This is a genomic window from Pseudomonas sp. NPDC087803, from assembly GCF_044742995.1.
Taxonomy (GTDB): Bacteria; Pseudomonadota; Gammaproteobacteria; order Pseudomonadales; family Pseudomonadaceae; genus Aquipseudomonas.
The window spans coordinates 97,723-114,764 of record NZ_JBIUVO010000005.1 but is presented as its reverse complement, the minus strand read 5'-3'; the positions used below and the strand labels follow the sequence as shown (position 1 = coordinate 114,764).

The following is a 17,042-nucleotide window of genomic DNA, read 5'->3' as shown; positions in this document are numbered from 1 at the left end:
AAGATCGCAGCGTGCCGCAGCTCCTACAGGGTCATCTGGAGAGACTTGGTACGCCTTGTGCAATCGTTTGCGACCCGCCTATAACGGCATTTTCGTGACAAAACCGTACAGACCCGCAGAACCCGGGCCTCGATCCGCAAAAAAAGGACTTTGAATGCACGCTGCTTCCCTTCCCCGCGCCCCGTTTGCGCGCACGTTTGCTGTTTCCCTGCTACTGACCGGCGTTACCGGAGTTCTCAGCCACACCGCACTGGCGCAACCGGTGCTGCCCGAAGAATCTGCTCAGGGCGAAGCCCTCAGCCCGGAAGCCGCCCCGCCGAAACAAGGCGCTTATCTGTCGGACTGGTACAACCAGGACCTGACGCTGATCGGCAGCAAGGACATCAGCTTCGGGCCGCAACCGGCCGACGATATCTACCTGGAATACGAGTACTTCGGGCGCAAGGGGCCGTTCGAGCTGTACGGCTACGTCGACATTCCGAAGATCTTCAACATCGGCAACAGCCACGACAAAGGCGTGTGGGACCACGGCTCGCCAGTGTTCATGGAGCATGAGCCGCGCATCTCCATCGACTACCTCGCCGGCCGCAGCCTGGCCATCGGCCCGTTCAAGGAATGGTACGTGGCGTTCGACTGGATCTACGATCACGGCAGCCGCAAGGAGAACCGCGCCAACACCCTGTACAGCGGCTTCGGCACCGACATCGACACCCATTCGCGGGTCAATCTGTCGGCCAACCTGTACGGTCGCTACCAGTGGGAAAACTACGGTGCGAGCAATGAATATTCGTGGGACGGCTACCGCGCGCAGCTCAAGTACATCGTGCCCATCGACAAATTCAGCAACGGCGCGTCGCTGACCTACATCGGCTTCACCAACTTCGATTTCGGCTCGGACATCCACAAGGACAACCCGGCGCGCACCGCCAACGCCACGGTGGCGACCAACGTGTTGCTGTACTCGTTCACCCACTTGCGTTTCACCCTGGTCGGTCGTTATTTCCACAACGGCGGCAACTGGGAGGACGGCAGCGAGCTGAACTTCGGCGACGGCAATTTCCGCGCGCGCTCCAACGGTTGGGGTTACTACGCCGGCATCGGCTACCAGTTCTGAATCAAGGAGATTTTCATGCAAGCAATGACGCGTCTGACCCTGGCCGCCGCGGCCCTGCTCTCTTCCACTACTTGGGCGGCTGAAGCGCCGATCCAGCCGAAAGTGGTGCTGATCACCATGTTCGCCCCCGAGGCGCAGAACTGGATCGAGCGCCTCGACCTGAAACAGGAAATCCGCGTGCCGGGGCTGTCCGCCGAGTACCCGACTATCCGCTGCAACAGCCAACAGGTGTGCCTGCTGACCACCGGCATGGGCCAGACCAACGCCGCTGCTTCGACCCTGGCCCTGGCGCTGTCGTCGAAATTCGACCTGCGCAAAAGCTGGTTCCTGATCGCCGGGATCGCCGGCATCAACCCCAAACACGGAACCATCGGTACCGCCGCGTGGGCGCATTACCTGGTGGAATTCGGTACGCAATGGGAGCTGGATGCGCGCGACGCGCCGGCGAACTGGCCAACCGGCTACCTCGGCATCAACACCAAGGGCCCGAACGAAAAACCGCCGCTGGACTACAAGACCGAAGTCTTCGAACTCAACCCGACCCTGCAGGCCAAAGCCTTCGCCCTGAGCCACAAGGTCGAGCTGAGCGAAAGCAAGGAATCGGCGGCCTGGCGCCTGAAATACCCGTCCGCCCCGGCCAACCAGCCACCGGTGGTCACGCGCTGCGACACGCTGGCGGGCAACACCTGGTTCTCCGGTACACGCCTGAGCGAACGCGCCGAGGTCTGGACCAAACTGCTGACCGACAACCAGGGTGAATACTGCACGACGCAACAGGAAGACAACTCGACCTACGAGGCCTTGTTACGCGCCAGTCGTGAAGGTTTGGTGGATGTGCAGCGTCTGGCCGTGGTGCGTGCCGGTTCCGACTTCGATCGCCCGGCGCCGGGCGGCAGTGAGGTGGACAATCTGCTGAAATACGCCGATCAGGGCGGCTTCGTGCCCGCGCTGGAAAACCTCTATCGCGCGGGCAATCCGCTGGTGCAGGACATCCTGAAAAACTGGTCGGCGTGGGAAAACGGCGTCCCGCAATCCTGAAACCAACAAAGAACCCTGTGGGAGCTGGCTTGCCAGCGATGGCATTAGTTCAGTCAACATCTCCATCGACTGTTCTACCGCTATCGCTGGCAAGCCAGCTCCCACAGGTTATGCGGTGTCTGTAAGATCAGGGAATAAGGATAATCTTGTCGCCACTGCCCTGATTCACCTCTGCATAGCGCTGCAACCCTTGCGCCAACGGCACCTCCACCAGCCCTTGCGGCAATGGCAACAGATCCTCATCGAAGAACCGTCCGAACTGCTCGAGCATCGCCGCGCAGGCTTGCACGCCGTACAGCAGCGAGTTGATCCCGACCACCGAGCCGCCCTTGCGGTACAACGCCAACGCCGGCAACTCCACATGGCCGTCGACCGGCGCGGCGATGATCGCGATCCGCCCGAACGCCGCCAGTGCCGCCACCGAGGCCGGCAGCCAGAAACCGGTGGTATCGAAGATCACGTCAGCGCCGCCGCTGTACACCGCGTTGACCTGTGCGCCGAGGTCTTCGGGTTTATCCAGCTGAATCGTCTGGAAGCCCTGCGCCTGCAACTCCTTGACCTGCTCCGGCCGCCGAGCAGCCGCGAGGATCTGCGCGCCGCGCACCTTGGCCAGCGCCAACGCTGCCGTGGCCACCGCGCCGCCGCCGATCACCAGCAAACGGGTTTCACCCGTCACCAGACTGCGCTCCAGCGCATCCCACGCGGTGGTGTAAGGCACACCGAGGCTGGCCGCCTGGGCGAAGCTCAAGTGCGACGGTTTGCGCGCGACGCCGTTGGCCGGCAGTTTGACGAATTGTGCATGCGAGCCATCGGCGAAAAAGCCCAGCTCACGCCCGGTGCCCCAGACCTCCTGACCAATCAACGCCTGCGGCCCTTCGACCACGACGCCGGCGAAATCACGCCCGGGAATTCGCGGCAAGGTGGTGTACGGAAAACGCCCGAGCACGTTCTTCACATCGCTGGGGTTCAGACCGGCGGCCTTGATCTCGACCAGCACTTCATCAGCGCCGGGCAGCGGGGTCGGAACGTCGACGAAACGCAGGGAGGACAGGTCGCCGGTTTGATCGAATTGCAGTGCTTTCATGAGGACATCCACCAAAGGAAAAAGAGAATTCAGGACAACCAACCGGCGACCAGTTGCCGGCCCATGGGCCACAGCTGCTCCCCCGCGAGCATACCGAGCAGCCCCACCAGCGCGATGGCCGGTGGCGCCGGGGAACGGAAATCCAGTGCGCCATAGAGCAGGCCGACACCCAGACCGATGGCCAGCGAAATCAGGTAGTTCATGGAGGAAACTCCGCCGCGTTGAAGGAATGGGCAGAGTCTAGGGAAGGATGGACAGAGACGTCGGCCAAGGACTTCTGAATTTCGGCCAAATCTCAGAAAGTCACCACATAGCTCTGTAGGAGTGAGCCTGCTCGCGATAGCGGTGTGTCAGATAACCCATTTTTAATTGACATACCGCAATCGCGAGCAGGCTCACTCCTACAGGGGGCGGGTTCAGGCAGTGGGGAATTGCGAAGGCGCCACCCCCAGCTCGCGCCGGAACATGTCGCTGAAACTGCTCGGCGAATACCCCAGCTCCCGAGCAATCGCACTCACTGGCACACCTTGAATCAACTCGGCCACCGCCGTCGCCAGTTGCACCTGCCGCCGCCATTCGGCGAAGCCCATGCCGAGGCTGTCCTTGAACAGCCGCGCCAGCGTGCGCACGCTGGCCCCGGCGTTTTCCGCGTGCTGCTCGAAAGGAATGTCCAGCGACGGCGCGGCCATCACTGCCTGGCACAGGTTCATCAGACGCCGGTCGGAATCGTCCGGCAGCGGGATTTTCAGTTGCGAGCGCCGGGCGCGTTTGAGCTCCAGCAAGGCCAGCCCGACCAAGGCGTCGTAATACGCCGGCTCACCGCCGTCGCCCTGCTCCACCAACCCGACGATCAACTCACGCAACAGCCCTCCGACCTCGATCACCTGCACCGTCGGATCCAGCGTCGCCGCCAGCACCGGGCGCAGGTAGATATTGCGCATCTGCAAGTCCGACACCACGCGAATCCCGTGCGGCACTCCGGGCGGCAACCACACCGCGCGCTGCGGCGGTACCACCAGCGCCTCATGCGGCGTCTCGACCCACATCACCCCGCTCATTGCATACAGCAGCTGACCCCAGACATGCTCATGCGGCTCAATGAACAACCCACGCGGATAGGTGCGCGCCAGCGGCTGCACCGGCACATCGGTATCACTCAGATCGGGAGGCGCTGCGAGGGCCATGGCGAGTATTCATTGGGGTTGGCGGAAGACCCATGGTAACCAGTCGGTCACAACGTCGACAACGATAGATACCGTCGGACAATCCGAGTGAATTTTCCCGGCGCGCCGCGATCCTTCTAATACCACAGGGAGGATTACGGGCTTTATGAACAACGCAAAACTGTTTGTCATCGACTACACCCTTCATGGCGCGCCCAAGTCGTTCATTATCCGTTCGGACAAAATGGACAACGCCGAGGCGTGGCACTGGGCGAGCTGCGACGCCGGCGTGGGTCGCATCCCGCGCTTTGGCCGGGAAAAGGTACAAAAGACCAGCAAACCGATGGCGGAGAAATTCGGCGTGGAAAACGTCACATGGCGACCGGCGAGCTAGACTCTCGCCAGGCAATGGGGACTCTTTGGGGGCGTACACAATGACCAGCATCTTCAGCCCGGCGCATCTGGATTATGGCCTGGACACTCTGTTCGGTCGTATTACCAAAAGCGTGGACTGTCAGGTGGGTCTTGAGGCTGTCGAAGACGATCCGTATAGCTTCGCCCTGCGCGTGCCGGCGCCGTTACCGGAAGACCTCGACCAGGCGAAAACCGTGGTGGTCAGGGTTGACGGTCGACGATTGCAAGGCACGGTACGCCGTACCGAACGGCTGGATGATGAAAGCCTGAAACTGCAAGTGGAGCCTGATTAGGCTCCACTTTTTTTTGCGCGCGGTTATTTGGGGTGGGCGCAATGGCAGCCTTTGCTTGAGCACTCTTCACCGCCCTTGTGGTGGTGGGCGCAGGCTTCACAGCAATAGTGTTTGCCGTGCACGGCGTAGGCGTGTTCGCCTTCCTTGATGGTGCATTTGCAGTTGGGGCAGTCGCATTTTCTATCGGGCATGGGGGCAGACTCCTTTTTTGGTGGTTGTCCGGGCTTTTGGGATAAGCCGTAAATACCAGTGTAGGAGCTGCCGAAGGCTGCGATCTTTTGATCTGGTTTTTTTTTTTGATTGGGTGAATATCCGTTTCTGCTGGCGATATTGGGTGAATATCCGTTTCTTCGGGTGCTGCCGCTGGCGGTTTCGCTCTTACAGCGAGTCACCTTTTCCAAACGCCGAAAAGGTAACCCAAAAGGCTTTGCCCCGGCGTACGGCACTTCGCTTAGGCTCAGTGTTCCCTCGCTACGGTGTCCATCCGGGGGCATCGCCTCCGGTTTGCTTCGCTGCACCTCCTCTCGATGGATGCGGCTTCGCCGCATGGCGCTGCGCGCCTAACCCCCGGATGGACACCTTCGCTCGGCCTGCCGAAGGGGCTGAAGATCAAAAGCCACATCAAGAGCCAAAGCCAAAGCCAGAGCCAGAGCCAGAGCCAGAGCCAGAGCCAGAGCCAGAGCCAGAGCCAAAGCAGATCAAAAGATCACAGCCTTCGGCAGTTCCTATATGGGATTGGGTGTATTCAGTTGGAGATTGGTCGGATGGCAGGCCGCCTTCGCGAGCAAGCCCGCTCCCACAGGGGGATTAGGGGGGTTCAGTTAGAGATCGGTCGGCTCGTAGGCCGCCATCGCCAGCAGGCTGGCTCCTACAGTTCAGATTGCGTGCTGCCCCTGCGGCGAAGCCGCCCCACTCAACACAATGAGCGTTAGCTCGAGTACCGCTTTTGATTTTGATCTGAAGGCCCGTCGGCAGGCTGAGTGGAGGGGTTTATCCGGGGGTGGGAGCGCAGCGACCGTTTGGCGCAGCCAAACACAGCGAGAGGAGGTGCAGCGAAGCAAACCGTAGGCGCTGCCCCCCGGATGAATCCCGGAGCGAAGGAACCCGAGCCTAAGCGAGGGCCGAACGTCAGGGTAAAGCCTTTTTGGTTACTTTTTCGGCGTCTGGAAAAAGTGACCCGCCGTAAGGGCGGAACCCCAGGTGGCCGTTACCGCAGCAACGGATATACCCCCAAAACTCAATCAGAACGACGAACACTACTCCGATACATAAAAACCAAAGCCAACCCCAGACACACCATCGCCAACACCCGAGAAGACGAAAGCTCAATCGCCGGATTCCCCAACCAGCCAAAATTGTCGATCAACATCCCCATCCCAAGTTGACCGACAATCACCGCAACAGTCGCCACCGCAGTCCCGACAACAGGCACCGCACCGACCATCACCATCATGTACACCACCCCAAACAGCGCCCCGCAGACCTGCCACTTCGGCACATCGAGCAGACTCACCGCATGCGCCGGCTCAAAAAACACAATCAACAACCCGGTGATCACCGCCCCGGAGAAAAACGTCAGCAAACTGCTGCGCAACACCCCGACGCTTTCACCAAGGCGTCCATTGATCGCCGCCTGCACACTCAACACCGCGCCCGCCAACACCACCACTGCCAACAAAATAACCAGACTCATCTTCAACCCCGCGCAATCAGAACCAATGCCACCACAATCAACCCCAACGCCAGCCACCGCTCGGCGTTGACCTTCTTGCGCGTCGCGCCGAACCAGCCGAAATGGTCGATCAGCACACTCTTGCCGACCTGCCCGGACAAAATCGCGATCATCGTCATCGCAATCCCGATATGCGGCGTCGCCAGGGTCAGCACCACCACATAGATCGGCCCGAGAAATCCGCCGATCAACTGCCAGCGCGGCAGGTCAGTCAGCGCCGGGCCTTTCTGCGGGCCTGCGAACAACAGCAGCAAAAACAGAATCGCCGAACCCACGCCGAAGATGCTCAAGGTCGCCCACAGATGCCCGACCTGCTCCCCCAACGGCCCGAGCAACCCGGCCTCCACCGACAGGCCCATGCCGGCCAGAATCACCAGCGGCAGCAACAACAGGCGCAACCACGACCGGTTCGCCGGCGCCGCCACACTCACTTCATCCAACGTCTGCATCATCCAACACCCACACAAGTCAACAATGGCGCGGATTATCGGCTGGCGCCGCTGTGCGATAAATGGGAGCATTCAGACAACACTTTTGCGCAACTCGCACAGCAGGATGATTCATGCACGGGTTTAACGAACTGGGCTTCAAGGCACTCAGGCTGTTTGTGGCGGTGCTCGACCACGGCAGTTTTTCCGAAGTCGCGCGGCGCGAAGGCGTGGCGCCCTCTTCTATCTCGCGGCAGATCCAGTTGATGGAGCAGGCGCTGAACCAGCAATTGCTCTACCGCCACACCCGCGCCGTGACGCCGACCGAGGCCGGGCGCATGCTCGGCCACCATGCGCGGCTGGTGCTGGTGCAACTGGAAGAAGCCGAGCAGGCGTTGCAGGAACAGCAAAGCGAACCCACCGGGCTGGTACGGATCAACGCACCGGTGGTGTTCGGCCAACGTCATCTGACGCCATGGCTCGGTCAGTTGTGCGCGCGCTATCCGCAGCTGCAACTGGACATCCAGCAGACCGACCACTACGTCGACCCGTTGCAGGAAGGCGCCGACCTGCTGTTTCGCATCGGTCCCATGCACGACTCGAGCATGCAGGCGCGGATTCTCGCGCCGCACCGCTTTCAGGTCGCGGCCAGCCCGGCGTATCTCAAGCGCCACGGCATCCCGCAGCACCCGGAGGATCTGGCGCAACATCAATGTCTGGCCTACAAAGGTGCGACCGGTCAGCAACGCTGGTTCTTCCGGCGGGATCAGGGCGACTGGACGCCCTACTCGGTCAAAGGCCCGATCACTGGCAACCACGCCGACACGCTCACCCAAGCGGCCGAACAAGGCCTCGGGTTGGTGATGTTTCCGTCGTGGCTGATTGGTGAAGCGGTGCGTGAAGGCACGCTGGTGCCGGTGTTGCGCGAATATCAGGTGTCGAACAGCCTGGAGCCGCAGCAGATCGCGGTGCTGTGGCCGGGGAGCCGGCGGCTGTCGGTGAAGGTGCGGACGGTGATTGATTTCTTCGTCGAGTGCTTCGGCGAAGTGCCCTACTGGGACCGACCTTAATAGATCAAGCACCACAATCCCTGTGGGAGCTGGCTTGCCAGCGATGACGCCAGCACATCCGACATTGATGTCGACTGACAGGACGCCATCGCTGGCAAGCCAGCTCCCACAGGGTTTTGAGCGAACTCTCGATTACGTCAGATGCGGAACTGGCCTACGAGTTTGCCCAATAGCTGGCCAAGTTCGGCCAGGCTGCGCGAAGTCTGCGCGCCCAATTGGGTCTCGTCCGCCACGCTGTCCACCGCCACCGCGATCTGATGCACGCTGCGGTTGATCTCTTCGGCCACCGCCGTCTGTTCCTCGGCTGCGCTGGCGATCTGCGCGTTCATCGAGTTGATGGTCGCGATCAGGTCAGCCATGGCGTCCAGCGACGCCCCGGCCTGATTGGCCTGCGCCGAGGTGCCATCCCCCGCTTCACTGGAACGGCGCATCGCCTCGACCGCCGACTGCGTGCCAGCCTGCAGGCGATCGATCATGCCCTGAATTTCCTGGGTGCTGATCTGCGTGCGGCTGGCCAACGCGCGCACTTCGTCCGCCACCACCGCAAAACCGCGCCCGGCCTCCCCGGCGCGCGCCGCTTCAATCGCCGCGTTCAGTGCCAAGAGGTTGGTCTGCTCGGCAATCGAGCGGATCACCCCGAGCACGCCGACAATCGACGACACGTCCTGCTGCAGGCTGTCGAGCGACACGCCGCTGCTGCGAATGTCATCCACCAGTGCATGAATCTGTTTGATGCTGCCGGCCACCACGCGTTTGGCGCTCTGGCCTTCTTCGTCGGTCTGCTGCGCGGCGACTGCCGCGTTCTGCGCGCTCTTGGCGACCTCCTGGGCGGCGGCGGACATCTGGTTGATCGCCGTGGCGACCTGATCGGTCTCGTGGCGCTGACGCTCCATCGCCTGATCGGAACGCTGAGCCTGATCCGACACCTGGGTCACCAGGCCAGTCAGTTGCGTGGTCATCTCGCTGATCTGCCGCACCAGACCGTGGATCTTGTCGACGAATCGGTTGAACGAGCCGGCCAGTTCGCCGAGTTCGTCCTGGCTGGTGATGTTCAGTCGGCGGGTCAGATCGCCCTCGCCCGCCGCGATGTCATCGAGGTTGGCTTTCATCAGGTTCAGCGGCCGCAGAATAGTGTTGGCCAGCAGCATCCCGGCGATGGCGATCACCAGCAACACCACCAGCGCCACGCCGACGATGCTGAGGATCACCCCTTCCATGCGCTCCTGTACTTGCGCCTGCACCACCGCGACTTGCGCTTCGATGCCGTCGAGGTTGACCGAGGTGCCAACCGCCATGTCCCATTTCGCCAGGTACTCGGTGTAGCCGAGTTTCGGCACCAGCACGTTGGCATTGCCCGGCAGCGGCGAGCTGTATTGCAGATAGTGGGTGCCGTCCTTCGCCACTTTCACCAGGCCGAGGTTGACGTAGACGCCATTCGGATCGCGGTTGTCCTTGAAGCTTTTGCCCACGCCTTCGGGGTCGTTGGCCTTGAACAGGCGCACGGTCTCGGAGTCGTAGCCGAAAAAGTAGCCGTCCTTGCCGTAGCGGATGCCCGACAACAGCTTGATCGCCTGCACCCGCGCCGCGTTGTCACCGGGGGCGGCAGCGTCGTACAGCGGTTTGATCGTGGTCATCGCCACGGCGACGTAACTTTGCAGCGTGGCTTTGGCGTCGGCCAGCAGACGCTCGCGAGTCTGTTCGACTTCGGTGTGCGCCTGTTGCTGGAGGATGAACAGCGTGGTCAGGCTGATGACCAGCGCAAAGAGTAGCACCGGCAGGACGGCAAGGGACAGGACTTTGGCCTTGAGACTCAAGCGCATTGGGGGGCTCACTCTTTTGGTTTTATTGGCGTGGTTAAAGGCGTTAACGGCACGCGCAAGCAAAAGTTGAGCGGGGGATTCACCGCATTCCCCTGTGGGAGCGGGCTTGCTCGCGAAGGCGTCGTGTCAGTCAACATTTATGTTTCTGATACACCGCTTTCGCGAGCAAGCCCGCTCCCACAGGTTTCAGCGTTTACAACACCATCGCGGCCACCCAGCCGAATGCCAACAACGGCAGGTTGTAGTGCAGGAAGGTCGGGACCACGGTGTCCCAGATGTGGTGATGCTGGCCGTCGACGTTCAGACCGGAGGTCGGGCCCAGGGTCGAGTCAGAGGCCGGCGAACCGGTATCGCCCAGCGCCCCGGCGGTGCCGACGATGCACACGATGGCCATCGGGCTGAACCCCAGCTGCACGCACAGCGGCACGAAAATCGCCGCCAGAATCGGCACGGTGGAGAACGACGAGCCGATACCGATGGTCACCATCAGGCCTACCAGCAGCATCAACAGCGCGCCGATCGCCTGGCTGTGATCGATCCACGCCGCCGCGCTCTCGACCAGCGAACGCACTTCGCCGGTGGCCTTGAGCACTTCGGCGAAACCCGAGGCGGAGATCATGATGAAGCCGATCATCGCCATCATCTTCATGCCTTCGGTGAACAGGTCGTCGGTCTCGCGCCACTTGACGATGCCCGAGGCCGAGAAGATCAGGAACCCGGCCAGTGCGCCGATAATCATCGAATCCAGCAGCAACTGAATGATGAACGCGGCGGCAATCGCCAGACCGGCAATGCCAATGGTCTTCGGGTTGTATGCGACGCTGACTTGCTCGACCTGTTCGATCTTCTGCAGATCGTAAACGCGCTTCTTGCGATAGCTGAAAAACACCGCCAGCAACAGGCCGAAGACCATGCCCAGTGCCGGGATCGCCATGGCGTGCATGACGTTGATCTGGCTGATATCGACCCCGGCCTTGCTGACGTTGGCCAGCAGGATCTGGTTGAGGAAGATATTGCCGAAACCCACCGGGAACACCATGTACGGAGTGATCAGGCCGAAGGTCATGACGCAGGCGATCAGCCGGCGATCCAGTTGCAACTTGGTCAGCACATATAACAGTGGCGGCACCAGCAGCGGGATGAACGCAATGTGGATCGGCAGAATGTTCTGCGAGGCAATCGCCACTACCCACAGCAGGCCGATCAGCAGCCATTTGACGCTGCCGCCGCCGGTCGAATGCTGGCGGTCGACCATCGCCAGGGCCTTGTCGGCCAGCGCATGGGCCAGGCCGGACTTGGCAATCGCCACGGCGAAAGCGCCGAGCAATGCGTAGGACAACGCCACCGTCGCCCCGCCACCCAGGCCGCTGTTGAACGCCTTGAGCGTGGCGTCGATGCCCAGACCACCGGTCAGGCCACCGACCAGCGCACCGACGATCAGGGCGATCACCACGTGCACGCGGGACAGGCTGAGGATCAGCATGACGCCGACCGCAGCAATCACTGCATTCATTTCACTACCTCAAAAACACTGCGATGAAATCATCACCGCCAGACAGGATGAGTCCGCCAACGCTTGACCGGCGGATTTGCAAAGAGGGTCTTATTAGAAGGGCGCGCACTGTGCCGCAGAGTGGCGGCGGTGTCAAAGCGAGCGGCTGAATTGAAATGTAACTGACAATGCACAACCCGGTGATGCGCAGGAGATCCCTGTGGCGAGGGAGCTTGCTCCCGCTCGGCTGCGCAGCAGTCGCAAACTCGGTAGACGCGTTGTGCCTGAATGACCGCATTAGCAGGGTTTGGGGGCGCTACGCACCCCAGCGGGAGCAAGCTCCCTCGCCACAGGGGCCTAAATGTCACTCAGCTGCGGCAATTGGTCATATTGCGCCTGAACAATAAAGAAAGCCGAAACGCGGCCGTTACAGTGCAAAGTCTCAGATATTTATCGAATAAGGACGTCTCCATGTCGCTCAGACAACTTTCCATTCAATGGAAAATCACCCTGCTCGCAGGCCTGTGCCTGGCCGGCATCGTGACCCTGCTGGTGGGTCTTTCGCTGTACCGCATGGAGCACAGCTCCGAGCTGGTGAAAGCGTCGAGCATGGAGATGCTGACCGAGTCAGCCCAGGCGCGTATCGAATCGCAAGGTGAAGTGCAGGCCGCCGGCATTCGCCAGCAGTTCATGGACGCCTATCAATATGGCCACGGCTTCTCGCGCCAAGTGCTGTTCCTGCGTGAACAGGCCGAAAAGCGCTTCCTCGACGCCTTCGACCTGCGCGAGGACATGACCCGTCAGGTCAAGTCCGCCTTGCAAGCCAACCCGGATCTGCTTGGTCTGTCGCTGGTGTTCGAAGCCAACGCGCTGGACGGCAAGGATGAACTGTTCGCCGGTCAGGCTGAACTCGGCAGCAACGACAAGGGCCGCTTCGCCCTGTACTGGTCGCAGCCGACTCCCGGCAAAGTCACCTCGATGGCGCTGCCGGAAAGCGACATGGCCGACACCAGCACCGGCCCCAGCGGTCAGGCGGCCAACGCCTGGTTCACCTGCCCGCGCACCACGCTCAAGCCGTGCGTGATCGAACCGTACTTTTATGTGATCGACGGCCAGAACGTGCTGATGACCAGCATCGTCTTCCCGCTGATGGTCAACGGCAAAGTCATCGCCTCGCTGTCGGTAGACATCAACCTCAACAGCCTGCAAGCAATCAGCCAGGGCGCGAGCAAAAAACTCTATGACGGTCAGACCGCCGTGAGCATCATCAGCCCGGCTGGCCTGCTCGCCGGTCACAGCCCGGATGCGAGCAAGCTGAGCAAGCGTCTGGATGCCGTGGACACCGTCAGCGGCGCCGAACTGTTGCGGCAACTTGCGGCCAGCAGCAGCGTCAGCAGCCTGCACAGCAACGGCCAGTTGAAAGTGCTGTCGCCGTTCCAGCCAATCCCCGGCGGCCCGTCGTGGGGCGTGTTGCTCGACGTGCCGGAAAAGGTCCTGGTCAGCCGCGCCGAAGCGCTCAAGCAGCAACTGGATGCAAGCAACAACGCCGGCACCCTGATCGAACTGAGCCTTGGCGTGCTCGCGGCCCTGGTCGGCCTGCTGCTGGTGTGGCTGATGGCGCGCAGCGTGACCAAACCGATCCTCGGCGTCGCGCATATGCTCGAAGACATTGCCAGTGGTGAAGGCGACCTGACCCGCCGTCTGGCCTATGACAAGAAAGATGAACTCGGTCAACTGGCCGGCTGGTTCAACAAGTTCCTCGACAAGTTGCAGCCGATCATCGCCGAAGTGAAACGCTCGGTGCAGGATGCACGCAACACCGCCGACCAGTCCTCGGCCATCGCCACCCAGACCAGCGCCGGCATGGAGCAGCAATACCGTCAGGTCGATCAGGTCGCCACCGCGTCCCACGAAATGAGTGCCACCGCGCAGGACGTTGCACGCAGTGCTGCGCAAGCCGCCGAAGCCGCCAAGGACGCCGACCGCGCTACCCGCCAGGGCCTGACCGTGATCGACCGCACTACCGCGAGCATCGACACCCTGGCCGCCGACATGAGCGCGGCGATGGTTCAAGTCGAAGGCCTGGCCGCCAACAGTGAAAAGATCGGCACCGTGCTGGAAACCATCCGCGCCATTGCCGAACAGACCAACCTGCTGGCCCTCAACGCCGCGATCGAAGCCGCCCGTGCCGGTGAAGCAGGGCGCGGTTTTGCCGTGGTCGCCGACGAAGTGCGCAACCTCGCCCGCCGCACGCAAGAGTCGGTGGAAGAAACCCGTCAGGTGATCGAACAACTGCAGACCGGCACCCAGGACGTGGTCGGGTCGATGGGCAACAGCCATCGTCAGGCGCAGGGCAGTGTCGAACAGGTCGGGCAAGCGGTGACCGCACTGCGCCAGATCGGCGATGCGGTAACTGTGATCAGCGACATGAACCTGCAGATCGCCAGCGCGGCGGAAGAACAAAGCGCGGTGGCCGAGGAGATCAATAACAACGTGGCGACCATTCGCGACGTGACCGAATCGCTGTCCGGACAGGCTAATGAGTCGGCGCGGGTGAGTCAGTCGCTGAACAGTCTGGCGAATCAGCAGCAGAGCCTGATGGATCAGTTCCGGGTCTGACTGCCCATTGCCAAACCCAATGTGGGAGCGAGCCTGCTCGCGAAAGCGGTATGTCAGTCAGCGATGATGTGTCTGACCCAGCGCATTCGCGAGCAGGCTCGCTCCCACAGGGGATTGGTGGTGTTGGGAAGATCAGCGTTTTGGCAGCTCGATCATCACCTTCAACCCGCCCCACTCGCTCTCGCCCAGCACCAGCAGCCCACCCCACGTCTCGACGATATCGCGCACGATCCCCAGTCCCAGACCATGCCCGTCAGTCTGCTCGTCGAGCCGCGTGCCACGGCTGAACACCTGAGTGCGTTGCTCTTCAGGGATCCCCGGCCCGTCATCTTCAACACTCAGGGCGTAGCCGTCAGTACGTTCGATCACACTCAGACGCACCTCGGCATCCGCCCATTTGCAGGCGTTGTCGAGCAGGTTGCCAAGCAGCTCCAGCAAGTCCTCGCGATCCCAGGGCAGTTGCAGCCCCGGTGGCGCGACATAGCTCAGCGCCAGATGCTCGCCGTGGATCATGTTCAGCGTTGCCAGCAGCCCCGGCAGTTCCGCATCGCAATCGAACAGCGCACCCGGCAGCGCATCACCGGATAACCGTGCGCGATTGAGTTCGCGATTGAGCCGCTGCTGCACCTGCTCCAGTTGTTCTTTGAGAATCTTGCGCAGCTCCGGGTGAGCATCGAGCTTTTCGCTCGACGCCAGACTCAGCAGCACCGCCAGCGGCGTCTTCAGCGCATGCCCCAGATTGCCCAGCGCATTGCGCGAGCGTTTGAGACTGTCTTCGGTGTGCGCCAGCAAATGGTTGATCTGCGCCACCAGCGGCTCCAGCTCTACCGGCACCTGGTCGTCCAGTTGCGAGCGCTGGCCCTGCTGCAACTGGGCGATCTGCTCGCGCGCGCGTTCCAGCGGCTTCAACGCGCGGCGCACCGTCAGCCGTTGCAGGAGCAGAATCAGCAGCAATCCGGCCAGCCCCAGGCCGAGACCGATCTGGCGCATGCGCTGGAAACTCTCGCGCACCGGGGTGTAATCCTGGGCGACGCTGATTGAGATCGACTGCCCCAGCCGTCGATAGTCCGAGCGCAATACCAGCAACTGCTGACCGTCCGGGCCCAGTTGCAGGTTGCTGTGCAAGCCCGGCTGGTCGAGCAGCGGCAGATCCTGATCCCACAACGAGCGTGAGCGCCAGTGGCTGTCGGCAAAGTCGATGCGGAAGTAGTGCCCGGAAAACGGTCGCTGATAGGCCGGCGACAGGTGCCGCTCATCCAGCTGCAAACCCTGCGGGCCGCGCACCAGCGCCACCAGCAGGCTTTCGCTGTCGTTGCGCAGTCCCGCTTCGAGATAGCGCTGCAAACCGACTTCGAACAACCACAGGCTGGTTTGCGCCAGCACCACGCCAACGATCACCATCACACTGATCAAGCCCAGGCTCAAACGGCGCTGGATCGACCTCACGAAGCTTGCCCGCCGAACAGGTAACCCTGGCCGCGACGGGTTTCGATCACGGCTTTACCAAGCTTGCGCCGCAGGTGGTTGACGTGGACTTCGAGGACGTTGGAATCACGCTCGGTCTCGCCGTCATAGAGGTGTTCGGCAAGGTGGGTTTTCGACAGGATCTGTTCCGGGTGCAGCATGAAATAGCGCAGCAGGCGGAATTCGGCGGCGGTCAGCTGAATCTCGCTGCCGTCGCGAATCACGCACTGGCGACCTTCATCCAGATGCAGGCCGGCAGCCTTGAGCGTCGGCTGATTGGCCTGGCCCTTGGAGCGGCGCAGCAACGACTGCACACGCAGGTGCAACTCTTCGGGGTGGAACGGTTTGGTCAGGTAATCGTCGGCGCCGGCCTTCAGGCCTTCGATGCGCTCAGCCCAGGAATCGCGGGCGGTGAGGATCAGCACCGGGGTCGACAGGCCCCCGGCGCGCCATTGCGCCAGCACCTCCAGCCCCGGAACGCCGGGCAGGCCGAGGTCGAGAATGATCAGGTCATACGGCTCGCTGCTGCCTTGATAGACCGCATCGCGCCCGTCCGCCAGCCAGTCCACCGCGTAGCCTTGGCGCTGCAGGCCGGCGATCAGTTCGTCGGCGAGCGGCACGTGGTCTTCCACCAGAAGCAAACGCATCGGTCAATCTTCCTTGTCTTTGAGTAATTGGCCGGTATCGGCTTTCAGGTGCAGCTCGCGCGCCACACCTTCGACCGTCAGCAGCTCGACTTCATAAACATAGACGTCGTGCTTTTCCTCCAGCTCGACTTCCAGCAGTTTGGCCCCGGGGTAGCGATCCAGCGCCTGTTGCAGCACCTGCTCCAGCGGCAGGATCACCCCCTGCTGACGCAGCTTCAGGGCTTCGTCCTGATCGAGATCGCGGGCCATCGCCGCCGAGCAAAAAATCACGAGCGCCAACGCCGTGCGACCGGTGGCGCGAACATTAACCTTCATTACGTATCCTGATGATCCTTGAGAACCTGCCCAGTGACCGCGTCTAATTCCAGATCCCACTCCAGCCCTTGCGGATCACGCATTTCGACCTGGTAGACGTACTTGCCGTACTCTTCTTCCAGCTCGGTTTCGGTGATCGTCGAACCCGGGTGCCTGGCCAGCGCCGTGGCGTTGAGCTTCTCGAAGGACACGATAGTACCAGCGTCGCGCAGGCGCAGGGCTTCATCGGGGCCAAGATCGCGGGCGTGGGCGAAGCTGGCGGTCAGGCCGATGATCGCGGCAATGGACAGGGCAGTCAGGGTTTTCATGGGGTCTCCGTATTTTTATGTGCAGCTACGGTGGGCACCTT

General features: G+C 61.8%; 17 protein-coding genes and 3 pseudogenes. 7 read left to right on the top strand and 13 right to left on the bottom strand.

What is annotated here, in order from left to right:
• Positions 1 to 154 precede the first annotated feature (154 nt).
• Both ACIOUG_RS06660 and ACIOUG_RS06655 read left to right on the top strand, forming a co-directional pair.
• Complete coding sequence (locus tag ACIOUG_RS06660; protein ID WP_401063597.1) at positions 155 to 1,114, top strand: nucleoside-specific channel-forming protein Tsx; 960 nt, start codon at positions 155 to 157, stop codon at positions 1,112 to 1,114.
• A 15-nt stretch (positions 1,115 to 1,129) separates the two neighbouring features.
• Positions 1,130 to 2,152, top strand: a complete 1,023-nt coding sequence (locus tag ACIOUG_RS06655; RefSeq protein WP_401063595.1) for a purine-nucleoside phosphorylase — start codon at positions 1,130 to 1,132, stop codon at positions 2,150 to 2,152.
• Between the two features lie 127 nt (positions 2,153 to 2,279).
• Here the strand turns inward: ACIOUG_RS06655 and ACIOUG_RS06650 are convergent, their stop codons facing one another.
• The 3 genes from ACIOUG_RS06650 to ACIOUG_RS06640 all read right to left on the bottom strand — a co-directional run bounded on the left by ACIOUG_RS06650 (position 2,280) and on the right by ACIOUG_RS06640 (position 4,420).
• Entirely contained in the window at positions 2,280 to 3,236 is a 957-nt protein-coding gene (locus ACIOUG_RS06650) for a zinc-binding alcohol dehydrogenase family protein (RefSeq protein ID WP_401063592.1), read from the bottom strand.
• Positions 3,237 to 3,265: 29 nt separating this feature from the next.
• Positions 3,266 to 3,439: a DUF1427 family protein gene (locus ACIOUG_RS06645; RefSeq protein ID WP_007969534.1), complete on the bottom strand. Its 174-nt coding sequence runs from the start codon at positions 3,437 to 3,439 to the stop codon at positions 3,266 to 3,268.
• Between the two features lie 213 nt (positions 3,440 to 3,652).
• Positions 3,653 to 4,420 carry an AraC family transcriptional regulator gene (locus tag ACIOUG_RS06640; protein ID WP_401063589.1) on the bottom strand — a complete coding sequence of 256 codons (768 nt, stop codon included), beginning with the start codon at positions 4,418 to 4,420 and terminating at the stop codon, positions 3,653 to 3,655.
• A gap of 145 nt (positions 4,421 to 4,565) precedes the next feature.
• On the opposite strand from ACIOUG_RS06640, the gene ACIOUG_RS06635 reads away from it, so the two are divergent.
• Together ACIOUG_RS06635 and ACIOUG_RS06630 are read left to right on the top strand one after the other, a co-directional pair.
• Positions 4,566 to 4,793: a DUF6555 family protein gene (locus ACIOUG_RS06635; RefSeq protein WP_401063587.1), complete on the top strand. Its 228-nt coding sequence runs from the start codon at positions 4,566 to 4,568 to the stop codon at positions 4,791 to 4,793.
• Between the two features lie 40 nt (positions 4,794 to 4,833).
• The gene (locus ACIOUG_RS06630) at positions 4,834 to 5,106 is read left to right on the top strand and encodes a hypothetical protein (protein ID WP_003223526.1); all 273 of its coding nucleotides are present in this window, start codon (positions 4,834 to 4,836) and stop codon (positions 5,104 to 5,106) included.
• 23 nt (positions 5,107 to 5,129) lie between these two features.
• Here ACIOUG_RS06630 and ACIOUG_RS06625 read toward each other — a convergent pair whose 3' ends face one another.
• The 3 genes from ACIOUG_RS06625 to ACIOUG_RS06615 form a co-directional block, all read right to left on the bottom strand.
• Positions 5,130 to 5,297, bottom strand: a complete 168-nt coding sequence (locus ACIOUG_RS06625; RefSeq protein WP_080963240.1) for a metallothionein — start codon at positions 5,295 to 5,297, stop codon at positions 5,130 to 5,132.
• 1,046 nt (positions 5,298 to 6,343) lie between these two features.
• Positions 6,344 to 6,799, bottom strand: coding sequence for a DMT family transporter (locus ACIOUG_RS06620; RefSeq protein ID WP_401063585.1), 456 nt, complete (start codon positions 6,797 to 6,799; stop codon positions 6,344 to 6,346).
• A 2-nt stretch (positions 6,800 to 6,801) separates the two neighbouring features.
• Positions 6,802 to 7,287, bottom strand: coding sequence for a DMT family transporter (locus ACIOUG_RS06615; RefSeq protein WP_401063583.1), 486 nt, complete (start codon positions 7,285 to 7,287; stop codon positions 6,802 to 6,804).
• A 113-nt stretch (positions 7,288 to 7,400) separates the two neighbouring features.
• Here ACIOUG_RS06615 and ACIOUG_RS06610 point away from each other — a divergent pair, with 113 nt between their 5' ends.
• The gene (locus tag ACIOUG_RS06610; RefSeq protein WP_401063581.1) at positions 7,401 to 8,336 is read left to right on the top strand and encodes a LysR family transcriptional regulator; all 936 of its coding nucleotides are present in this window, start codon (positions 7,401 to 7,403) and stop codon (positions 8,334 to 8,336) included.
• Positions 8,337 to 8,473: 137 nt separating this feature from the next.
• Here the strand turns inward: ACIOUG_RS06610 and ACIOUG_RS06605 are convergent.
• The 3 genes and pseudogenes from ACIOUG_RS06605 to ACIOUG_RS06595 all read right to left on the bottom strand — a co-directional run.
• Positions 8,474 to 9,067, bottom strand: a pseudogene (locus ACIOUG_RS06605) (methyl-accepting chemotaxis protein); the annotation flags it as partial.
• 312 nt (positions 9,068 to 9,379) lie between these two features.
• Positions 9,380 to 10,156, bottom strand: a pseudogene (locus ACIOUG_RS06600) (cache domain-containing protein); the annotation flags it as partial.
• Between the two features lie 193 nt (positions 10,157 to 10,349).
• Positions 10,350 to 11,669 (bottom strand): Na+/H+ antiporter family protein, encoded by a 1,320-nt coding sequence (locus ACIOUG_RS06595; RefSeq protein WP_027613996.1) that lies wholly within the window; start codon positions 11,667 to 11,669, stop codon positions 10,350 to 10,352.
• Between the two features lie 267 nt (positions 11,670 to 11,936).
• Between ACIOUG_RS06595 and ACIOUG_RS06590 the strand changes: the two are divergent.
• Positions 11,937 to 13,409, top strand: a pseudogene (locus ACIOUG_RS06590) (HAMP domain-containing protein); the annotation flags it as partial.
• 102 nt (positions 13,410 to 13,511) lie between these two features.
• Positions 13,512 to 14,267, top strand: coding sequence for a methyl-accepting chemotaxis protein (locus ACIOUG_RS06585; RefSeq protein WP_371262551.1), 756 nt, complete (start codon positions 13,512 to 13,514; stop codon positions 14,265 to 14,267).
• 132 nt (positions 14,268 to 14,399) lie between these two features.
• Here ACIOUG_RS06585 and ACIOUG_RS06580 read toward each other — a convergent pair whose 3' ends face one another.
• From ACIOUG_RS06580 to ACIOUG_RS06565, 4 genes are read right to left on the bottom strand one after another with little or no spacing between them, the layout of a single operon-like run.
• The gene (locus ACIOUG_RS06580) at positions 14,400 to 15,713 is read right to left on the bottom strand and encodes a sensor histidine kinase (protein WP_401063578.1); all 1,314 of its coding nucleotides are present in this window, start codon (positions 15,711 to 15,713) and stop codon (positions 14,400 to 14,402) included.
• A complete protein-coding gene (locus ACIOUG_RS06575) occupies positions 15,710 to 16,378 on the bottom strand; it encodes a response regulator transcription factor (protein ID WP_003223514.1) in 669 nt (222 codons plus the stop codon). Before ACIOUG_RS06575 ends, ACIOUG_RS06580 begins: the two co-directional genes overlap by 4 nt.
• 3 nt (positions 16,379 to 16,381) lie before the next feature.
• Positions 16,382 to 16,693, bottom strand: a complete 312-nt coding sequence (locus tag ACIOUG_RS06570) for a PepSY domain-containing protein (RefSeq protein ID WP_401063575.1) — start codon at positions 16,691 to 16,693, stop codon at positions 16,382 to 16,384.
• Positions 16,693 to 17,001, bottom strand: coding sequence for a PepSY domain-containing protein (locus ACIOUG_RS06565; RefSeq protein WP_401063572.1), 309 nt, complete (start codon positions 16,999 to 17,001; stop codon positions 16,693 to 16,695). Before ACIOUG_RS06565 ends, ACIOUG_RS06570 begins: the two co-directional genes overlap by 1 nt.
• Positions 17,002 to 17,042: the final 41 nt, after the last annotated feature.

Bases quoted from the DNA above. Each gene is read 5' to 3' on its own strand.
- ACIOUG_RS06660 (WP_401063597.1), top strand. From the start codon at position 155: ATGCACGCTGCTTCCCTTCCCCGCGCCCCGTTTGCGCGCACGTTTGCT.
- ACIOUG_RS06655 (WP_401063595.1), top strand. From the start codon at position 1,130: ATGCAAGCAATGACGCGTCTGACCCTGGCCGCCGCGGCCCTGCTCTCT.
- ACIOUG_RS06650 (WP_401063592.1), bottom strand. From the start codon at position 3,236: ATGAAAGCACTGCAATTCGATCAAACCGGCGACCTGTCCTCCCTGCGT.
- ACIOUG_RS06645 (WP_007969534.1), bottom strand. From the start codon at position 3,439: ATGAACTACCTGATTTCGCTGGCCATCGGTCTGGGTGTCGGCCTGCTC.
- ACIOUG_RS06640 (WP_401063589.1), bottom strand. From the start codon at position 4,420: ATGGCCCTCGCAGCGCCTCCCGATCTGAGTGATACCGATGTGCCGGTG.
- ACIOUG_RS06635 (WP_401063587.1), top strand. From the start codon at position 4,566: ATGAACAACGCAAAACTGTTTGTCATCGACTACACCCTTCATGGCGCG.
- ACIOUG_RS06630 (WP_003223526.1), top strand. From the start codon at position 4,834: ATGACCAGCATCTTCAGCCCGGCGCATCTGGATTATGGCCTGGACACT.
- ACIOUG_RS06625 (WP_080963240.1), bottom strand. From the start codon at position 5,297: ATGCCCGATAGAAAATGCGACTGCCCCAACTGCAAATGCACCATCAAG.
- ACIOUG_RS06620 (WP_401063585.1), bottom strand. From the start codon at position 6,799: ATGAGTCTGGTTATTTTGTTGGCAGTGGTGGTGTTGGCGGGCGCGGTG.
- ACIOUG_RS06615 (WP_401063583.1), bottom strand. From the start codon at position 7,287: ATGCAGACGTTGGATGAAGTGAGTGTGGCGGCGCCGGCGAACCGGTCG.
- ACIOUG_RS06610 (WP_401063581.1), top strand. From the start codon at position 7,401: ATGCACGGGTTTAACGAACTGGGCTTCAAGGCACTCAGGCTGTTTGTG.
- ACIOUG_RS06595 (WP_027613996.1), bottom strand. From the start codon at position 11,669: ATGAATGCAGTGATTGCTGCGGTCGGCGTCATGCTGATCCTCAGCCTG.
- ACIOUG_RS06585 (WP_371262551.1), top strand. From the start codon at position 13,512: ATGGAGCAGCAATACCGTCAGGTCGATCAGGTCGCCACCGCGTCCCAC.
- ACIOUG_RS06575 (WP_003223514.1), bottom strand. From the start codon at position 16,378: ATGCGTTTGCTTCTGGTGGAAGACCACGTGCCGCTCGCCGACGAACTG.
- ACIOUG_RS06570 (WP_401063575.1), bottom strand. From the start codon at position 16,693: ATGAAGGTTAATGTTCGCGCCACCGGTCGCACGGCGTTGGCGCTCGTG.
- ACIOUG_RS06565 (WP_401063572.1), bottom strand. From the start codon at position 17,001: ATGAAAACCCTGACTGCCCTGTCCATTGCCGCGATCATCGGCCTGACC.